15 protein-coding genes are annotated in these 18,975 nt (G+C 60.8%); 2 read left to right on the forward strand and 13 right to left on the reverse strand.

All coding sequences use genetic code 11. The features are described 5' to 3' along the window. Positions 1 to 10: 10 nt before the first annotated feature. The 12 genes from CK489_RS35230 to asnB (CK489_RS35285) form a co-directional block, all read right to left on the reverse strand. Positions 11 to 2,524, reverse strand: coding sequence for a lipid II:glycine glycyltransferase FemX (locus CK489_RS35230; RefSeq protein WP_095735507.1), 2,514 nt, complete (start codon positions 2,522 to 2,524; stop codon positions 11 to 13). Continuing rightward, on the reverse strand, positions 2,521 to 3,348 hold the full coding sequence (locus CK489_RS35235; RefSeq protein ID WP_050630226.1) for a class I SAM-dependent methyltransferase: 828 nt from the start codon (positions 3,346 to 3,348) through the stop codon (positions 2,521 to 2,523). The genes CK489_RS35230 and CK489_RS35235 overlap by 4 nt, the downstream gene beginning before the upstream one ends. Then, positions 3,348 to 4,634: an ABC transporter ATP-binding protein gene (locus tag CK489_RS35240; RefSeq protein WP_158226542.1), complete on the reverse strand. Its 1,287-nt coding sequence runs from the start codon at positions 4,632 to 4,634 to the stop codon at positions 3,348 to 3,350. The genes CK489_RS35235 and CK489_RS35240 overlap by 1 nt, the downstream gene beginning before the upstream one ends. Before the next feature lie 16 nt (positions 4,635 to 4,650). After that, the gene (locus tag CK489_RS35245; protein WP_095735508.1) at positions 4,651 to 5,514 is read right to left on the reverse strand and encodes an ABC transporter permease; all 864 of its coding nucleotides are present in this window, start codon (positions 5,512 to 5,514) and stop codon (positions 4,651 to 4,653) included. Positions 5,515 to 5,541: 27 nt separating this feature from the next. After that, positions 5,542 to 7,413: an asparagine synthase (glutamine-hydrolyzing) gene (asnB, locus tag CK489_RS35250; RefSeq protein WP_095735509.1), complete on the reverse strand. Its 1,872-nt coding sequence runs from the start codon at positions 7,411 to 7,413 to the stop codon at positions 5,542 to 5,544. A gap of 53 nt (positions 7,414 to 7,466) precedes the next feature. Next, positions 7,467 to 8,462, reverse strand: coding sequence for an NAD-dependent epimerase/dehydratase family protein (locus tag CK489_RS35255; protein ID WP_095735510.1), 996 nt, complete (start codon positions 8,460 to 8,462; stop codon positions 7,467 to 7,469). A gap of 5 nt (positions 8,463 to 8,467) precedes the next feature. Then, positions 8,468 to 9,061, reverse strand: a complete 594-nt coding sequence (locus CK489_RS35260; RefSeq protein WP_095735511.1) for an acyltransferase — start codon at positions 9,059 to 9,061, stop codon at positions 8,468 to 8,470. Continuing rightward, positions 9,058 to 9,996 carry a Gfo/Idh/MocA family oxidoreductase gene (locus CK489_RS35265; RefSeq protein ID WP_050630232.1) on the reverse strand — a complete coding sequence of 313 codons (939 nt, stop codon included), beginning with the start codon at positions 9,994 to 9,996 and terminating at the stop codon, positions 9,058 to 9,060. Before CK489_RS35265 ends, CK489_RS35260 begins: the two co-directional genes overlap by 4 nt. Positions 9,997 to 10,109: 113 nt before the next feature. Further along, entirely contained in the window at positions 10,110 to 10,625 is a 516-nt protein-coding gene (gene nusG / locus CK489_RS35270) for a transcription termination/antitermination protein NusG (protein WP_050630233.1), read from the reverse strand. Beyond that, a complete protein-coding gene (locus tag CK489_RS35275) occupies positions 10,625 to 11,263 on the reverse strand; it encodes a winged helix-turn-helix transcriptional regulator (RefSeq protein ID WP_050630234.1) in 639 nt (212 codons plus the stop codon). Before CK489_RS35275 ends, nusG begins: the two co-directional genes overlap by 1 nt. A 154-nt stretch (positions 11,264 to 11,417) precedes the next feature. Then, positions 11,418 to 12,617: a glycosyltransferase family 4 protein gene (locus CK489_RS35280; RefSeq protein WP_095735512.1), complete on the reverse strand. Its 1,200-nt coding sequence runs from the start codon at positions 12,615 to 12,617 to the stop codon at positions 11,418 to 11,420. A gap of 76 nt (positions 12,618 to 12,693) precedes the next feature. After that, positions 12,694 to 14,508, reverse strand: coding sequence for an asparagine synthase (glutamine-hydrolyzing) (gene asnB / locus CK489_RS35285; protein ID WP_158226543.1), 1,815 nt, complete (start codon positions 14,506 to 14,508; stop codon positions 12,694 to 12,696). Between the two features lie 293 nt (positions 14,509 to 14,801). Between asnB (CK489_RS35285) and CK489_RS35290 the strand changes: the two genes are divergently transcribed. Together CK489_RS35290 and CK489_RS35295 are read left to right on the forward strand one after the other, a co-directional pair. Further along, the gene (locus CK489_RS35290) at positions 14,802 to 16,154 is read left to right on the forward strand and encodes a glycosyltransferase family protein (RefSeq protein WP_143278296.1); all 1,353 of its coding nucleotides are present in this window, start codon (positions 14,802 to 14,804) and stop codon (positions 16,152 to 16,154) included. After that, positions 16,151 to 17,296 (forward strand): glycosyltransferase family protein, encoded by a 1,146-nt coding sequence (locus tag CK489_RS35295; protein WP_143278297.1) that lies wholly within the window; start codon positions 16,151 to 16,153, stop codon positions 17,294 to 17,296. Before CK489_RS35290 ends, CK489_RS35295 begins: the two co-directional genes overlap by 4 nt. 13 nt (positions 17,297 to 17,309) lie before the next feature. Here the strand turns inward: CK489_RS35295 and CK489_RS35300 are convergent, their stop codons facing one another. Beyond that, entirely contained in the window at positions 17,310 to 18,926 is a 1,617-nt protein-coding gene (locus tag CK489_RS35300) for an NHL repeat-containing protein (RefSeq protein ID WP_095735516.1), read from the reverse strand. Between the last annotated feature and the right edge of the window lie 49 nt (positions 18,927 to 18,975).

The following is an 18,975-nucleotide window of genomic DNA, read 5'->3' on the forward strand; positions in this document are numbered from 1 at the left end:
TTTGCGAGTCTCAGGACCACGGCAGCGCGAAACGCTTACGCGCTGCGGACCCGCTTTGACTGGGTCTTCGCTCGAACCACTCAAAACATTCGCTCATCGTCCACGGAACAAACCCGTCCTCGACAAGCTTGCGGACAGCCTGGTGCATCCCCTGTGTCTTGCCAATATTCTCGGGATGAAGATTGACGACGATCACGCCGGGAACGCCATCGTTGCGAATTCGCTCGGCCAGTCCAAGGATACAGTCGGCCGACTGCTGGTCATCCCAACCATGCACGAATACGATCCCGTCACCGATCGCAGTCAGGACACTCCAATGTTCCGTCAGCCTGTCGTCCAGCAAGAGCTTGGCCGGCAACAGCGAACCATTGAGGATGCAGCCGTCGAGCCCCGGCAGATTGGAACTGCCCTTCACGCCGTGAGCATTCCAGGCCGTCGCGTGTCTCCAATAGCCGTCATTCAGAAAGCCGTGATTGCGTACGGTGCGCGCACCTTCTCCGGTCAATTGCTCGAACCATTTTGCCTGATCGGCAAACAGTTCGGCGTATCGATCGGGATGCTCGAGCGCATCGGGATGAAGGCCCAGTTCGACCTTCCTGCCCGATTTAAGCTGCTTGAGCGTGCTCGCGGTGTGCTTTGTGAGGGGATGAAGAAAGTAGGTGACCGGTGTCGATCCGAGCGCCTCGCGCTGCTGCGCATAGCAACTCAGCGCCGCCTGGTCGTCATCACCCGTCACGACGATAGCGCCCACCGCCCCATTCGGCAGCATCGGCAACCGGCTTACCCCGCAATACCGCGCCAATGCATCGGCCAGAGCCTCGCACCACCAGTCGGCGGGCCGCTCACGCAGACTTTCTCCGGCAAGCTGGCCCTCGAAAAGATAGTTCGGCCGCTCACCGGCAAAGCCCCACATTGCCTCCGCGGGACGCTTCGCGGCCGCCGCGGGATCCCCCTGGCGATAGCGAACAATGTCGGAAACGAAATCGGTCCCGATGAACATGATCGGGCCGCCCGCAGCATTGCTCAAGCAGAGCCAGGCTGCGCGCCCCTCATCGTCGGATACGATCGGCACTCCGTCCGGGGCGACAAAGCGCATGTAGGAATGCAGCGTCCGCAGCCGCTTCCATGGCCTCGTCCCTGCCGTCTCGGCCCGCAGCACTTGGGCGGAGCCGATGGTTCTTGCCTCTGCCGCAACGGCAAATGCTTCGGCAAACTCGACCGCCGGCAGCACTGCCGCGACCGCGCGGCCGCTCGCGAGGACCGCGCGCGCCATGTCCACATCCGTCCCCTGAGGACGGTACAGCACGACGGGAGTGCCATCGGACGATGCCGAGGCCTGCGCAAGCCCAAACACCCGGAGCAGGTGCGCGACGAATTCGCTGCCGGTTTGTGCAGTTAGAGACGACGGCGCCGCGCGATGCCCGATGCACTCGAAACTATCCCGTATCGCGGGAAGCTCCCGGATGTACTTTTCCGGGCGCCGAAACATGCTGCCCTGGATGATCGGTCTGGCCTTGGATCCGAACTTGGTCTTGAAATACGATACCTTGGATATCGGCCAGTCCCGCGGCACTTCAGGAAACCATGGGCCCAGGCGGTAAGTCTGGAAGCCGGCGCGCTTCGCCCACAGCATCGCACTCCAATGGAGAAAGTCGTTCGGCCTGAAGTTCAGTTCGTCGGGTCGCGAAACTCCGGCCATGAAATGCACGGCGCCCTTGTCACTCAACAGGAACAAGCCTGCAAGGCGGATCTCCTGGGCTCGCGCAAACAGCAGATGCGCGCGGCCCTGCGAAAAGAAACTCTCCAGCACGGCTTGGTAGTAGTCGGCGGGTGGCAGCACCTCGCCCGTCCGTGCTGCCGATTCCCTGGCTATTTCCAGGTAGCTGTCCAGCGCCGATCGATCCGTCGCGAGCTCGAATTCGAGGCCCGCCTTGATCGCCTTTCGAACCGCCCGGCGACACCCGTCATCCAAATTCACGAACAGTTCGTCCTCCGACCGGTCAAGGTCGATCAACTGATCGGCATTGACGGTCGAAAGGCCCGGAAAGGGCGTCATTCCATGCGGACCGAAGGCGATCCCGAGGTGGAATCCGAAGTCTCTCACCCAGAAGGGAATTTCCTCGCGCGAGGCCGAGCGATTTGCCGGCGCGAGATTGTGGCTGTTCAGCTGGATCCGATCGACGTCGTACAATTCACCAAGCGCAAATATCTGCTTCATGGCCGCCGAACGGACAGCCCGCATCGTGTTTCGATCGATCCCTTCAGGAATAGCGAGGCCCGTATGGCGATGAATGCCCGAATGCAGCAACCGCTCACCGAATACGCCGCTCTCGTTCAAGTACAGCGGCTGGATTCCGACAACGTCACCGTTTTCAACGAGCCCGAACGACAGGTTGGTAGTCGCGAAGAAGCGCTCTTCGATCCCAACCCATGCCGCATCGTGGGTCAGCCACGCCTCAGGCGAGGACGCCGCCAACGGGTTCCAGCGATCCGGCCCAAGCTCGTGGAATCCGACGATCTTCATTTCGCAATGAATATGGCGTTGAAGCGCGTGCCGACATACGGATTGTTGGCGTGAATGTCGGTAATTTGAGTTTCAACCCGAAGGCGCCTGCCGAGCTGAATGAAGTCGTCCCTGGAGAACCAGTGCGACACGATCTCCGGCTTGATCTCGCGCACGGCGTTCTTGGCGCTCAATCCCAGATAGCGCGAGAATTTCGACAGAGGACCCGCTTTCCCGGCCTTGACCATGGTTTCGATGGGCGGACGGTTTGTCTGGGCCCCGAACCCGGCCGCCAGGCGCGTTGCGATCTGCTGGGTTCGCTCAATTTCATTTCGATCCGGGACAGAGCCAATCAGCACGCGGCCGCCGCTTCGCACGGTGCGCAGCATGTCCCGAATGATCTTCTCACCTGTCTCGAACTTCGGAAAATTGGAGAACACATCGTAGCAAAAAGCGGCATCGAACTCGCCGTTGCCGAATTCCAGCTTCTGCCCGTCTCCCTTGCGGAACTCGGCGTTACCGAGCTTCAGCCGCTGCGCGACCCGCAAAGGAGCCTCCGCAAGATCGACCCCGGTGTATTTCCGCACGTTCGGCGCAACGAGAGACGCCAACAGGCCCGCTGCGCATCCGACTTCCAGCACCGCAGAGTTCTGATCAAGTCGCATCAGATCGAGGAGGTGCGACTTGAGATCGTCGAGCAGGCTCGGGTCGGTCCAGAGAAACGGATTTCTGCCGGCGACGTAACACAGGTCGTCCAGCGTTGGCTCCTCCGATATCTGCCGCGCACGAAGCTCGAAGAACGCCTCAAGCCTCTCCTGCCAATCACCGTCCGTCATCGTTGCCATCAGCTTCGCTCGATTGTGCAGGTGAATTTCGGATCATAGAGATAGTTGTAATGCCATAGAGAGTTGCGCGACACCGAGAACTGCGCCGCCTTCTCCACGTAGTGCAGAATGGATTCCGCCCCCTTGGGCAGCATGTGCCGGCACATGGCGGCGGAAACGTAGTATAGCCCTTCGCCAAGAGCGAGTTCGGGCACCTCGTAGATGACGCTTCCGCGCTCCGGCAGACCATCGTCCCCATCAAGAAACAGGCCACCGTCGGACCCGTCAATTCCGGTGACCGCCTGAAGGCGCGCAGTGTCGATCCGCAGACTTGCGAAGATCTGCTTGTGCTCCGAGGAGCCCGACCACGACACCCGAATGCGAAGTGGCTGCCCATTCTTGACGACGCCGGCCGGCTTGCCTTCGGCGTCGATCACCTCGACGGAAGTGATCCGCAAGGTGCTGCCGCCGAGCTCGTATTTTCCGGTTTCAGCCGTGCTTTCGATTGACTGGCTCAGTTTCTTGGTTTCCCTGAGATTGCGCGCTTCCTCGATATCCCAGACACTCTGCTCATATGCCTTGCTGACACGCTGGGCGTTTCCGTGCATCAGCACCCGACCCTTGTCGATCCAGATCGCCTCGTCACACAGTTCGCTGATCAACCCGCTCGAGTGCGAGACGAACAGCACGGTGGCGCCGCTTTCGCAGATCTGACGAACCCGCTTCATGCACTTGTTGACAAAGGCGGTATCACCCGCCGCGAGCGCCTCGTCGACGATGAATACCTCGGGATCGACGCTGATCGCCGTCGCAAAGGTGAGCCGCGCCTGCATGCCGCTCGAGTAGGTCCGGAACGGCTGATCGATCACATCTTCGAGTTCGCTGAAATCGATGATCCAGGGAACCTTCGCCTCGATTTCCGCTCGTGTCATACCCAGGCACATGCCGCCGAGCACGATGTTGTCGCGCCCCGACACGTCCGGATGAAAGCCGGTCCCCAATTCCAGGATCGCGGACAACCGTCCCGCCACTTCGACCCGTCCGGTCGAGGCATCCAGCAGACCGGCAATGATCTTCAGGAGAGTGCTCTTTCCCGCGCCGTTCGGCCCGATGATGCCGACCACGCGTCCGCGCAACACCTCGAAGGAGACATTCTGGATCGCCCAATGCTCATGGTGCCGAGGCTTCCCGGTAATGATCTCCTTCAGGAAATCCAACGGCTGCTGATAGAGCCGATAGGCTTTGCCCAGATCGGTGACCCGAATGGCGCACTGCGGCTCCAATGACCCGGCAAGCGGAATCAGCACGCCGGCTTCCGGATTGTCAGAGAGCATTGCCATAGTAGGGTTTCAGCTTTTCAAAGATGCGGTATCCGAGTCCCAGGCTGAGCAGCGCGAACACGATGGTCACCACCCAGGCGTAGGGATGTCTGAACGAACCGAAGAAGAGAACGTCCTGGTAGACCCAGACGACGTAACTGAAGGGGTTCGAATAGATCAATGGACGGAGTGCGCGCGGCATCCAATCGGGGAGGTACACCGTCGGCATCAGATACATCGCAATCGAGGTGAAGACCGTGACGATCTCGCGCATATCCCGGAAGAACGGAGTGATCGCGGACAGCGCGAAGCTCAATCCGATCGCCAGAATTGCATGGATGGCGAACACGACCGGCAGCAACAGCACCATCCAGCTGAGGCCGCCCACATAGGCCTTGTAGAGAATGACGAGCCCGAGAGCCGGCAGATGCGGGATCGTCGCAGCAATGGTCGCCGCGATCGGGAGCAGCTCGATCGGAAACACGACCTGCTTGACGAGATTTGCGCTCCCGATCAACGCCCCCGGCCCGCGCACCAGCGCCGCCTGGAGTATCAGCCACGGAACCAGGCTTGCGAGGATGTAGGCAGAGTAGTCGCCTGGAAAATCCGCGGTGATCGACAGCTTGCTGCCCAGCACGAAGCCAAAGATGAGCAGGTATGTTCCCACGACGACGAGCGGGTGTATGAAGACCCACAAGGCGCCAAATCCGTGCCGGGCATGCGCTGCGCTCAGGTCACGATCGACCATCTCACGCAACAACTCGCGATAGCGTCGGATCTGATTGATCGTGATCCATAGGGCCTGAGAGTTGCGGTATGGCGACAGGCCAACCCGCACCCATCTTGCCGCCGGAAAAAGACCATTCATCTTCAGCGCGCTCCCATTCGTGCGTGCCTAAAAGCTGCTTTCCATGATCTGCTCGAGATTGAGCAAGGACCAGATCAGCAGCCGCCGGTTTTGCCGGCCTTCCAGATGTTCATCGACCAGTGAACGAACGGTCTTCCGATCCACCAGGTCGTAGATCCGAGCCGTGTTGCTGAAGAGCCTGCGTTTGACGTACTCGATGCTCTCGCCCTTGAACCAGCTGGCATCCGGCGCAGAGAAGCCCTGCTTCTCGCGCTCCGCCACTTCGTCGGGAATGTGCCGGCTCATCATCTTCCGCAGAATCAGCTTGCCGTCCTTGGTGCGCTCGTAATAGCGCTGCGCCTTTCCACCGGGCTCGTTTTCGTTGAGGCTGATGACCTCGGTCAGATTGCCAAGCTTCATCTTGGCGGGGAGCTTCATCGCGAAATCGACCAGATCATTGTCGAGGAACGGCACCCTGCTCTCGAGCCCGTGCGCCATTGCCAGCTTGTCCTCGACGACAAGGAGACCGTTCAGGAACGTCTTGGCCTCGAAGTAGAGCGAATGGTTGACGTAGTCCTCGGGCCGCCGCAGCTCCGAAGCGTGCTCCTTGAACACCCCCCTGAAGATGTCGATCGGCGAGGTCTGCCTGGCCTCATCCCATACCGGTCCGAGCAGGCTCGGCATCGTTCCACTCGGAACCATGCGCTGCCAGAAACCGAAATATTTTTCGATGTAGTGATCGAAATCATCGTTCACGACAGCGCGGTAGTAGCGCCAAGGGTATCCGGCGAAGAGTTCGTCTCCCCCGGTCCCGGTCAGCACCACCTTGCCGAATTTGGATGCGAGCTTCGCGGCGTAGAAGTTGGGGTAGGACTGCCCGACGCGCGGCTCTTCCAGATGCCATGCGAGCTTGGGCAGCGCGCGCTCCATGTCGCCGGCCTTCAAGACCATTTCGTAGTGTTCGGTCTTGAACAGGTAGGACATGTACTCGGCCTTGATCCGCTCGTCATATCCGAGCTCGACGCCCGAGGCCGAGTTGAGATCGAAGCCGACCGTGAAAGTCCTCATGAACGGCAGTTGGCTGGATGCGAGCGCGGTAATGGAGCCGGAATCCATGCCGCCGGAGAGATAACAGCCGACCTCGACGTCGCTCACGAGTTGCCGGTTGACCGCCTGTCTGAACAGGCGATCGAGTTCGTCGAGCGCCTCGTTCTCATTGACGGCGTACTCGGGTTCCTCGAAATGAAAATCCCAGTACTGCACCGGCTCGGTAGCCTTGCCTCCCTGCGAAATCTGCAGATAGCAGCCGGCCGGCAACAGCTTCACACCGGCGAACAGCGTCCGCTCGGCGAAGAAGTTCTGAAAGCTGAGATACTCCGAGAGGCCCCTGATGTCGACGCGCGGCTTGTATTCGGGAAATGCCCGGAAAGCCTTGTGCTCGGACGCGAAGACGAATGTCTGACCGAGCTCCGCATAGTACAGTGGCTTCACGCCAAAGCGATCCCGGGCCAATGTGAGCTTGCGCTCCTGATTGTCCCAGATCGCAAAGGCGAACATGCCGTTGAACTTGAGCAGCGCACCGATGCCCCACTCCGCGAAGGCGTGCAGCAGCACCTCGCTGTCACCGGACGAATTGAAGACGTGCCCCCTGGCCGAAAGCTCGATCTTCAATTCCTTGAAATTGTAGATCTCGCCATTGTAGGTCAGGACAAAGCGCCCGTCGCGCGTCTCCATCGGCTGCCGCGCGGCGTCAGTCAGATCAATGATCGACAGCCGGCGATGACCCAGTCCAACGGGACCGTTGCAGTAATGGCCTTCGCCGTCGGGGCCGCGATGGGCAATGATATCGGTCATTGCCGTCAACGCGGTGATCGAAGCGGGACGCCCGTCGCGGTGCAGAATTCCGGCTATGCCGCACATGTGAACCTGGCCGATTTATTCAATGATCTTGCGCGCGCTCAGATTTGAGCCTTTCAGATTTGAGCCTTGGCGCGCCGCTGATCGACCTGATCGATATGGCTCTTGCGCCACTCGATCAGCCGCCGCAGCCCGTCATCGAGGTCGATCGCGGCGGTGAAGCCGATTTCTTCCTGTGCCCGCTTCGGCGATCCGATGCGATTGCGCACAAGCGTGGCCTGGCTCCGCGGCGCATAGTTGATCGGCTGGTTTGAGCCGGTGAGATTCAGGAGCTTCTCGGCGATCTGCTTCAGCGAGGTCCGCTGCCCGGTGCCGACATTGTAGAAGCGGTCCGTCGCGGTCGCGCCCATGGCGCAGAGATTGGCTCGCGCGCAATCTTCCACCGCGACGAAATCGAAGGCTTCCGATCCGTCGCCGAGAATCGTCGGACCTTCTCCCTTGTCGATGGCATCGAGCATCTTCATGATCACCGCGATGTAAGCGCCGCGATAATCCTGACGAGGACCGTACACGTTCATGTAGCGAAGCCCGACATAGTCGAGGCCGTAGCGGAAGTGGTAGGCGCGCGCCATCGCCTCGCCGCAGATCTTGGTGGCCCCGTAGAAGTTCTTGTTGTTGAACGGATGATCCTCCGTCATCGGCTCCTCGACCGCATCGCCGTACACCGACGCCGAGGACGACCATACCAGCCGCTTGACGCCGTTGCGCACGCAGCCGTCCAGGACGTTGAACATGCCGTTGACGTTGACGTCGAACGCCGTGCGCGGATATTCGTGACACTGCAGCAGCCACAGCGCAGCGAACTGGAACACGCCGTCGGCCCCCTTCAGGGCAGCATCGAGGATGTCGACCTGCGTGATATCGCCGCCGGCCTCGAAAATCTTCACACGAGGGTCGCGCAGCGCGCCGGCAAGGTTCTCATGCGTGCCGCGCACGAAGTTGTCGTAAATCACGATCTCACCGACATCGGTCTGCGTCAGCTGATCGACCGCATGAGACCCGATCAGCCCGGCGCCGCCGATCACGACAACTTTCTTTCCGCGAATGTCCATTTTCTTCAATCCTCGATTTCCACCAGCGCTTCATTGCGAAGCTCATAACGACGATGAGTACGCGGGCACACCAGGTCGCTGCCCAGCCGCTCGCCCGCCCTGCTCATCCAACCAATTCGTCGCGCCGGATTGCCCGCCATCAACGAAAATGCAGCAACATCCTTGGTCACGACCGTACCGGCTCCGATGAAGCAGTACTCGCCCAGCGAATGCCCGCAGACGATGGTCGCATTGGCGCCGATACTGGCGCCGCGTCCGATCGGCGTCTTGCGAAACTCGTCCTTCCGCGACACCCCGGCGCGCGGATTGTTGACGTTGGTGAAAACGCAACTCGGACCGCAGAACACGTCATCGGCGAGTTCGACGCCGTCATAGATCGAGACGTTGTTCTGGATCTTGCAGCCGTTTCCGATCCTGACGTTCGGACCGACCATCACGTTCTGGCCGATCGAGCAGTTCTCACCGATCACCGTGCGCGGCAGGATGTGGCAGAAGTGCCAGATCTTGGTGCCGCGTCCAACCACTGCCCCGTCGTCGACGTAGCTCGATTGATGGATCAGGACACCAGGGAAGCGCGGATCCTCGCGCATCTCGCTCATCTGTGCATCGCCTTCTGGGCAAAGGCATGAACGCCGTTGCTTCTGACGATCGGCGCATTGCGGAACGTGGAGACGATATCGATCGACGGGCGAACCTCGTCCAGCCTGAAGCCGCGGCCGGCGACGATCTCTTCATAGCTCCGCGTATGGAGGTCGGTGAACCCTTCGGAAAACTCGACCTCCTCGCCGTCGACCGTGATCGAGCGGTAGGTCGTCTTCTTGCCCTTCACGCTGTCGGGCAGATCGTTGCGGTCCAGCGACAGGAACCAGCTCACATCCGCCCGCTCGCATTCCAGCGAGCCGGCCGCCCGCTCCGCCTCGCGCAGGTGCGCCTCGTTGCGGCTGGCGGGGCCGAACACGAAGCTCAGCATGTCGAAGAAGTGCACCCCGATATTGGTCGCCACGCCACCGGACTTCGCGTCCGCGCCCTTCCAGGAGGTGTGATACCAGCGCCCGCGCGACGTGATGTAGGTCAGTTCGACCTTGTGGCGTTTCTTGGAATTCGCGAAGCGATCACGCAGCGCGATGATCGCCGGATGCAGACGCAATTGCAGAATGGTCGAGATGCGGCGGCCGGTATCCTGCTCGATGGCCGCCAGTTCGTCGATATCGCCGGGATTGAGGACCAGCGGCTTTTCGCAGATGGCATCGACGCCCGAACGCAGCGCAAACCGGCAATGCGCGTCATGCAGATAATTCGGCGAGCAGATCGACATATAGTCGATCTTCGTGCCGCCTCTGCGCAGCTGGTCGACGTAACGATCGAACAGCTCGAACTGCGTGAAGAATTCGGCATCGGGAAAGTGGCTGTCCATGATGCCCACGGAATCGTTCGGATCATACGATACCGCCAGTTTGCCGCCGGTCTCGGCCATCGCACGCATATGCCGCGGAGCGATGTAGCCGGCAGCGCCGATCAATGCGTAAGTCGTCATGGGCCCCTCTTTCGAACCTTCCGCTTGCTTCAGGCAAGCTACCGCACTCGGGGTGAATCGAACATCACACCCGAGCCTAACATCTCGATCACGCCTGCCGGCAGCAGACGTACTTATGCCGCGGCGATCAGATCCGCCCCGACCAGAACGCGAACCTGGCGGCCAAGCAAATTCAACAGAACAGCAACACGTTGGTGATCGCTGACGTCTTCGACGAGCGCAAGGCTGTCAACGAACGCGCCCTCGATAATTCGCACCTTGTCACCCGGCGAGAAAGCCGGCCTGCGCGCAAGCGTGATGAAGCCAGCCTTGTCCTCACGCGCCTTCAAGGCATCGATGACGCCGGTTTCCACCGCGGCCGGCCGATCTCCCACGCACACAAGATGCGATACGCCGAGCGTCGATTGAATCGCGCGCCAGCGCTGGGACGCAACATCGATCGCGACAAAGACATAGCGCGGAAACAACGCACGCGGCACAGTCTCCACCTTTCTGGCATGACTGCGGCGCTTCAGGTAACGGGGAAAATACGTGGAAAACCCTTGCCGCCCGAGGTTGGCGACCGCCTTTGCCTCGGCGTTGACTTGGGTCTGGACGACGTACCAGCGGGACGCGTGCTCCATGGCCATCACGCTCCCTGCGGCTGCTTTGGACGCAAGCCGAGCAGGTCCGGCGCGAGCACCTTCTCCGCGCCGAAATTGCTGACCGCCTGGTCGAACACGCTTCGTGCCGCCGTGAGATGGGTCACGACGACAGCATCAAACGGTTCCTCGACCAACGCGTAGGAGGAAACCACCTTGACGCCAATGAACCGGGTGGCGGTCGCGTCGGGATCGACGATCGCAAGGACCGAGATCGGCCCGTCGACCGCGCACAGGATCGCGATTTCGCAAAGGTCAGATTGTCCGGCCAGCACGACCCGCCTGAAGCCGCGCGCCTGCGCACGTTCAAACAGCCTGCCATACTCCTCCTTCGCCTTGCGGAAGAGCGAAAAGGAGTCGGACAGGAACTGAACGGTCAGCCGCGATTTCTCGGAGAAGCCTTGCGGCGTTAGATAGTAGGCATATCGCCGCGCGGGCGCCTGCCCGACCTTGACGAAACCCTTCTTGATCGCCCGCTTCAGGTAGGCGTTGACGAGGCCGAGCGCGACGCCCAATTCGGCTGCGATCCGCCGCTGCGATTGCGCACCATCCGCCTCGAGCGAGGTGAGCAGGCCGAGCACCAGCCGGTCGCTGTCATTCTCATCCGTCGGTAGAATGCCTGCCATCACGCCTATCCCCACTGGAGCAGGCTGATAGCGCGTTCACCCGATGAACGTCAAGCGAATTCGTTCACGCGATGAACACGTCAACTAGTTGATTGTAAAGGAATTTTATCCAAACCATGTGTCACGACGGCCACACTTGAAGCCCGATCGGGGGCTAGGCCAGATATTGCGCCGCCAACGCTGAATAGCTGTACCGGCGCGCGACGGCGACGCGATCGCCGAGCGGACGCGGAGGACCGTCCAGCGCGGCACGCAGGGACGCTGCGAGCGCATCGGCGTCGTCAGGCGCACATCGCGCGGTCACCAGATCCTCGAGTCCGGCAAGCGCCCGCTCCTCGCAGGCAATGACGCTGCGCGGCGCGAACAGGCAGTAGTCGAACAGCTTGTTCGGACTGATGCCGTGGTGATAGAGCGCGTTCTTGTGAAAGGCGACGACGGCGCAATCGGAAGCGTGCAGCATGCCGTGCACGACCGACCGATCGACTTCGTCGTGAAACTCCACATTGGCAAGCGCGGCCGCCCGCTGCTTCAGCGCGTCCCGCGAGGTGCCGGAGCCGATCATCACGAAATGGATCCCGGCATTCGCTTTGCCGAGGATCGAAGCCGCATCGAGAATGGCCTCCACCGCATTCGGCGGGCCCATGCCTCCGGCGTACAGGACGACGCGCCTGCCCTGCTGCTTCAGCGCCTTGATGCGGTCGACCAGGGGATGATCGAGACCCTCGATCGTCAGCGCGCTCTGTATTTCGCCGTCGGATACTCCGTTCGGGATCCACAGGAACTTGCCGGCCGCCAAGCCCCGCGCGCGCATATGGGCTTCAGCTCCGGCCAGCAGGCAGATCACGCGATCGGCCTCGCGATAGGCGGCGCGCTCTTTCCAGCCGAGCACCTTCATCAGCGGATGCCATGCCGGAGTCATCCCGAGCGCGATGATGCTCTCCGGCCAGAGGTCGCGGATCTCCACCCAGAACCTCGCATCGAAGCGCCGCGCGACCTGATGCGCAGCCGAAATGAAGAACAAATGCGGGCTCGACGCAATGATCAGATCCGGCTTGCCGAACTGCGCGGCAATCGCCGAAGCTGCCGAGCGGACGGCCGGCCCAAAGCTCAGATTGTTGCGAAGCCGCCCCAGACTGCCACTGCGATAGCGCGGCGCGTCGAGGAACCAGAAGTCGACGTCATTGATCCGCTGGGGACCGGGCGCGCGCGGCTGCCTGTGCAGATGGTGGAAGGCCGCGCTGACGACCACCACCCGATGCCCCATCTTTGTCCAGGCGTCAGCGAGCCAGAACGGACGATAGTGACGGCCGAGACCCGGCCCCCCGGCGAACGGATGCAATAGCCAGATGTTCATGAGCCCGCCCGGAAAAAATCCGCTGACAGATCGGCAGCTGCCGACGGCGACGATGACATCCAGGAATCATCAGGCGTCATGGCGCTTCGACCCGAAAGCGCTCCCCCCAGAGCGCCACGCAATAAAGCCTCCAGCGCATTCCAAGGTCGAGCCGGTGAAATTTCCGCTTGAGCTTCGGCATGTCGACATAGCGGGCCAGCAGCTCGCTCGCGATCACCTTGTCGTACATCGTGGCCGAGTGCCGCGTGAGCCATATCCGGTCCGGGGCAGCAAAACCGATCTTGTCCCTGCGCCAACTGATACTGGCGGGCAAGAGGTCATTCATCGCGGCACGGAGCGGCCATTTTGCCCACCCCTTGTTCAGCTTGATGCGTGTCGGAAGAGCCAGGGCAAACTCGACGAAGCGATAGTCAAGGAATGGAAGCCGCGTTTCGATGCCGAACCTCATCGAATTCTTGTCTTCGAAACGCAACAGCATCGGTAGATTGGTTTCGTTGATCTCCAGCACTTGCATGCCCTGCGCATCCCGCGCCTTCGAAGCAAAGCGGCGAAGCGGTTCGGGCAGGTCGGGCTTCTTCAGAAAGGCGTAGCGCAAGCGGTAATAGGCTGCACGCAGTCCTGCCGAACTTGCGCCGAACAGATAGAACAGCAGCCGTCCGCGCGAAATACCTGCCCGCGTTGCAGCGCTGAAGGCCGACAGAAATCCACCGACGCCGCCGCGGCGAAGATGGTCGAGCAGCCAGGCAGCATAATAGCGATGGTATCCCAACAACGTTTCGTCGCCGCCCTGGCCGTCGAGCAGCACGATGACGCCATTCGATCGCGCGGCCTTCATCACTTCGTACTGCATCATGATCGAGGGGCCGGCGAACGGCTCCTCCTGAACATCGAGCAAGGTCTCCGCCGTAGACGCGAAATCCTGATAGGTCGGCTTGGTGCGCAGCCAGTTCAAGTCCGCCTTCTCCGCAACCTCTGCCGCGTAGGCCTCCTCGTTGTTGGAGGCCTGCTCACTGACGGCCGTGATGGCAAAGAAGCGCTCGCCGGAACCTGGCGCATAACGCCGCGCGGCCAGCGTTGCCACGCTCGAACTATCCAACCCTCCCGAGAGGCAGGTTCCGACACGGACATCCGAACGCAGCCGCAGACGCGTCGCGTCGTCAAGCAACTCGCGCAGCGACCCGGCTGCGCTCGCCTCATCGGTCACCGCCGAACCCGGAGCAAGCGAATAGTAGCGCTCGATTTCAACCCGGCCTGTCGATACCTCGACACGCATCCAATGCCCGGATGGCAGCTTCTCGACGCCCTTGAAGAAGGTTCGATTGGTATGGTCGGTCATGCCGCAAACGAGGAAATCGTTGATCAGATCATCATCCGCGACCGGGCGCTCGATCAACGGAAGGAGCTGGCGGATCTCGGAGCCGAATGCGAACTGGGTTGCCGTATTCACATAGTAGAACGGCTTCACGCCGAACCGGTCGCGGGCGCAGAACAACGTATTGTCGCGCTCATCGTGAATCGCGAACGACCACATGCCGTTGAAGCGCGCGAGGCACGCCGTACCCCAGCAAATATAGGCGGTCAGCAGCACCTCGGTATCCGAGGCCGAATGGAAAACGTATCCGAGCGCTTCGAGCTCGGCGCGGAGCTCGACATAGTTGTAGATCTCGCCGTTGTAGGTGATCCAGATCGGAAGCCGCCTGTCACGCATCGGCTGCGCGCCGTCGTCGGTCAGATCGATAACGGCCAGTCGCCGATGGCCGAGCCCGACCTTCCCGCTCACCCTCACGCCGCGCCCATCCGGTCCACGGTGGGCAACGAGATCGGTCATCTGATCCACTCGGCGGGCATCGACAGGCCCGGTCTTATCTACAAGGCCAAATATGCCGCACACGAAATGCCTATCCAGATTGATTCGATGGCGGAGCTCGGTATAACCGCCGCGTCAGAATATGTGCGCATTTGGAACAAACCGCCGCTGTCTTAGCCTGTTCATGTATTGAACGTCAACGTTCCCGGATCGATCGAAGCTGTTTCCATGCGCCGCTGAAACCTGAGATAGCGCTGGCCGGCTACCAATTATGTCTAGCTCCTCCGAGGGGTACGCGGCCGGTCGAGCGGCACGTCGAACTGAACATGTGCTAAAAGCTTTTGGTTGACGTTGAGTTGGCATCCATCGGATCCCGAGTGAACAAGATCGAACCCATCGGACCAACGTCGCCGAAGGAAGTCACCCTTCCCGCCGGCGGTGTTGAATCTCCCCGGCCAACCCAATCTGCCGGCGCAGGTTTCGCTACGCGCATGCTCGTGCGCGCGGCGCGGCGCGCCACCGAGAAGCGTCTTGCAAAGGGAAAGGTCCGCACCTTGTGGGCCTCCACTCCGATCCTCACCTTGCCGCTGCTCGCACGCTGCGATCGCATGCTCGGCTTCCGCTCGTCGTCGCTGGTGTTCAATACCTACTATGTGACCCGGTCATTCGACATCAATTTGATCCTGTTCGAGGGATTCCTTCGACTGACCCGCAGTCGAAAAGGCCTCGGCCTGTTTCGTCGCCTCGTCTTTGCCTGGGCCCTGCTACGCTTCGATTTCTTCAACTACTTCTATGACCGCGGCTTGATGCTGAGCGACGGGCGCTACGGCATCAACCCCGAGGAACTCGACCTCCTCGTCCGCTCGGGAAAGCGGCTGTATACCTACGCCTATGGTGCTGACGTCCGTGCAAGGGAATTAACGCTCGAACTCGGTCATCCCAACCTGTGCGAAGAATGCCCGGCGCCGGGCAAGTTCTGCGTCTGCACGACGGAGATGCATGCCTCGTCGATCGACCGCCTGAAGGGCCGTGCGACCGCGCAGATCGCGATGGGCGACATGGTGACGTATGTGCCCGGCTGCCGGGACATCCACTACTGGCCGATCGACGCAAGCAAGCTGGTCGCGAAGCCACCGGCGTACCGAGCAGGTGACACGCTGAAGGTTGCACATGCGCCGAACCACGGGCACTTCAAGGGCACCCGGCTTCTGATCGAAGCAGTTGATCGGCTGGCGAAAGAGGGCGAGAAGATCGAGCTGATCTCCGTGCAGGGGGTTCCCAACAAGAAAGTCATCGAGCTTTTCGGCGCATCGCATGTGGTTGCGGATCAGTTCGTCGCCGGCTTTCACGGCTATACGGCCCTCGAGGCGATGGCCATGGCCAAACCGGTCCTCTGCTTTCTGCGTAACGACCGGATGATGATCGACCCGGCGACCTGCCCGATCATCAACACGCGTCCTGACGAGATCTACGATGTCCTGAAGCGATGCTTGAGAGGCGAGCTCGAGCTGAACGGCATCGGCAATGCCGGACGCCGCTACGTGGAAACGCATTACAGCGTGCAGGCAGTCGCGGCCAGGCTCGGGCGGCTCTATTGTGAGACGGCCGATCTTCCCGCGGACGTGCAGGCAAGCCTTGCAAGGCAAGTCGACGAGCTCGCGAAACCTGATCATGCCATGCAGTCCGCGCGGCCTATGCCCGGGTCAGCGGACCTGAATACGCGCACATGAGAATCCTGCACGGACCAGTCAATGTCGGGAATCAGCCCTGGGTGCTATCCCGCGCCGAACGGCAGCTTGGCGCATCCAGCGACGTGGTCGTTCGCAGCGACACGTGGCTCGAATATTCGGCGGACCGGACGCTGTCCGCAAAGAACGCCGGCTTTGTCGAGACGGCTATCCGCAGCGCGGCGTTCGGCCTGAAGAACCAGTGGCGCTACGATGTTCTTCACTACTATTTCGGACAGACCTTTCTGTCGCCGGGCTTCCCCCTCTCCGCACCGGGATCGGTGCTCTCCCGGGCATCGCTGATAACGGACATCGCCAACAGACTGGGCACCACAGACCTGCACGCCGCGCGCCTGCTCAACAAGAAGCTGTTCATGACATTACAAGGCTGTGATGTGCGGCTGGCGCAAGAGGGAAACAGACGCAATGAGTGGACGATGTGCGCTCCGCAACACTGCGAGCTGTATCACCGATGCACGGACGCTCTCGACCATCGGCGGCATTTCCTGATCGAAAAGGTTCTGCCGCTCTTCGATCGGGTCTTCTACCTCAATCCGGAACTCGGACACGTCGTACCGAACGGCCGCTTCCTGCCGTATTCAAACGTCGAGATCGAAAAGTTCGACGTCGCGCCGCCCTCCGCGCAGGGCCGACTGAAGATCGTTCATGCCCCGACCGCGGGACGGATCAAAGGTACGCCGATGATCCTGAACGCCCTCGAACAGCTGCGGTCGCGGTATGATTTCGAGCTCATCCTCGTCGAAAATACGAGCCATGAGCGGGCGTTGGAAATCTATCGGTCGGCAGACCTCGCAATCGACCAGGTACTGGCAGGCTGGTACGGAGGCTTCGCCGTCGAGATGATGGCGATGGGAAAGCCGGTCGCGTGCTATGTCAGGGACGAAGACATGATGTTCGTTCCGGATGCCATCAGACGCGAGTTGCCCGTTTACGGACTGAACCCGGGGAACCTTGTCGAAAGCATTGCCGGCATTCTTGACCGACGGTCCGAATGGTGCGCACGCGGCGAGGCATCGCGCCTTTATGTCGAGCGATGGCACAATCCGAAGCTGATCGCCAAGGCGATGCTCAACGCCTATGAAAGCCCCGACAGCAACTTCGAGCTAGTCCCGCTTGCCGGTTGACGCGATCGGCCCCTCAGCGGACGTTGGCCGGATCAGGCGAGGAGGCTCCATTGCTCGAAGCAACGGCGCGCGGTCCCTGCGCCAACTTCCATCCCGCCCAATATTGAATGATCGGGATCGCATTCTCGGTCCAACCTCCCGGAGCAGCGGCTTGTTGCTCCGGCTCCAACAGATTGGCCTGCGCCGAAAGCTCATCGACTGAGTATCGCCTTGATGGACACAGGACGTCGGCAGCAGTCGCCCAGCAGTCCCACTCGCCAATTGTCACGGCTCCAAGTTCGCCGGTCTTTCGGTTGTAGAGCATCGCTCTTGGCGAGGAGTTGGCCACAATCACGAGCCAGGTCGAGTTACTGGCTATGCTCGTGACGTAGAATGGCGATGCGCCGTCAAACAGCTCTTGCCGTCCGGGCATCAGGAGCAGTTTTCCGTCATCGGTATACAGTCCGCCATAGCCGGCGCGGACATTCTTGTCGAACATTCTGTAGCTTGGACGATCAAACTGCACCGCTCCATGCAGCATGTTCGAAGCGTTTCGCAGCCCGAACGGAAAGTCGATGTATCGCCATTGCGCGCCGCTGAACTCATACGAGGTCGCGCTGTCGCGACCGATGCTTACGAACCTGTCTTGATAGGTCGAGAGGACATAAATTCCCTGGCGATCGCGGTAGGCGCAGAACGGTGATGAGAAGTTCGAATAGGTCGGTCCGTTGGCGCCGAACTTGCTGGTGACCTTGAGATCTTTGGTCATCCCAAAAACGATTCCGGACATCGCATCCGATCCGATCAACTGTCCGCTACTTTCATCCACGTTGAGACACGTCGCAAAAAGAATTGGTTCGGAACCGAGCTTTGAAGTTCTGGCCGCCTCCTGTCCGGTTTCGATTGAGAATTTCACAATGGCTCCCTGGCCGGAGGCGAATACGTAATCACCGGCGATCGCCACGCCGTGAGAGCCGATGATCTCCCGCTTCCACCGAAACGCCCATTGGTCATCAATCCTTTCGAACAAGGACAGCGCGTTACCTTCGTAGTCTGCGATCGCCATGAAACGTCCGCCTTTGGAGACCGCAACGCCCTCCGCGCCCTGGATGGCAGCCTCGTTCACGATCCGATCCGTCAGATGGAGCTTGGGCCCCCCTCCGTCGCGCACGAGCTGAGCGACGACGATGTCCTTTCCTGAATAATTGGCGATGAACACCCGATCGTAAAACGCGGAATAGAAAACCGCTGTCGGATTCCAAACGGGCAACTCGACATCAGTCTGAACCGGCACGGCAGTGCGACGATCCTGATCGAAGAGGAAGATGTCCTGATAGTTGGCGATCAGGAACTCATGGGCCCCGATCCTCGCCGCCGACACCGGCCCCATGGGTCCGTCATCATGCCGATCCAGCGTGACGTCAACCAAGGTGCCGCGCAGGTCGGGCATTTTCCGCTCGCGACCCGGCATCGACTCCAAGCGCGCCCTGACCTGACGCTCGCTCTCTTCCAAGCGTGTCATCCGCTCAGCCGTCGAGAGAATCGTGGCGGTGAGCTCAATCGGCGCGTTCCACTTGCTGTACGTCAAGGAAATCAGGACGACTGCGCAAACCGCCACCACGGACAACGCACAAAGTACCTTCGGCTTCATATGCTCTCGTGCGTCGTTTTCAAATGACCTGCTCACACCTTCATCGTGG

This window comes from Bradyrhizobium sp. UFLA03-84 (assembly GCF_002289535.1).
In the GTDB taxonomy this organism is placed as follows: Bacteria; Pseudomonadota; Alphaproteobacteria; order Rhizobiales; family Xanthobacteraceae; genus Bradyrhizobium; species Bradyrhizobium viridifuturi.

Excerpts from the sequence above, each read along its gene's own strand:
- CK489_RS35255 (WP_095735510.1), bottom strand. The coding sequence starts at position 8,462 with ATGGACATTCGCGGAAAGAAAGTTGTCGTGATCGGCGGCGCCGGGCTG.
- CK489_RS35265 (WP_050630232.1), bottom strand. The coding sequence starts at position 9,996 with ATGACGACTTACGCATTGATCGGCGCTGCCGGCTACATCGCTCCGCGG.
- CK489_RS35275 (WP_050630234.1), bottom strand. The coding sequence starts at position 11,263 with ATGGCAGGCATTCTACCGACGGATGAGAATGACAGCGACCGGCTGGTG.
- CK489_RS35280 (WP_095735512.1), bottom strand. The coding sequence starts at position 12,617 with ATGAACATCTGGCTATTGCATCCGTTCGCCGGGGGGCCGGGTCTCGGC.
- CK489_RS35245 (WP_095735508.1), bottom strand. The coding sequence starts at position 5,514 with ATGAATGGTCTTTTTCCGGCGGCAAGATGGGTGCGGGTTGGCCTGTCG.
- CK489_RS35300 (WP_095735516.1), bottom strand. The coding sequence starts at position 18,926 with ATGAAGCCGAAGGTACTTTGTGCGTTGTCCGTGGTGGCGGTTTGCGCA.
- CK489_RS35260 (WP_095735511.1), bottom strand. The coding sequence starts at position 9,061 with ATGAGCGAGATGCGCGAGGATCCGCGCTTCCCTGGTGTCCTGATCCAT.
- CK489_RS35235 (WP_050630226.1), bottom strand. The coding sequence starts at position 3,348 with ATGGCAACGATGACGGACGGTGATTGGCAGGAGAGGCTTGAGGCGTTC.
- CK489_RS35295 (WP_143278297.1), top strand. The coding sequence starts at position 16,151 with ATGAGAATCCTGCACGGACCAGTCAATGTCGGGAATCAGCCCTGGGTG.
- CK489_RS35230 (WP_095735507.1), bottom strand. The coding sequence starts at position 2,524 with ATGAAGATCGTCGGATTCCACGAGCTTGGGCCGGATCGCTGGAACCCG.
- asnB (WP_095735509.1), bottom strand. The coding sequence starts at position 7,413 with ATGTGCGGCATAGCCGGAATTCTGCACCGCGACGGGCGTCCCGCTTCG.
- nusG (WP_050630233.1), bottom strand. The coding sequence starts at position 10,625 with ATGGCCATGGAGCACGCGTCCCGCTGGTACGTCGTCCAGACCCAAGTC.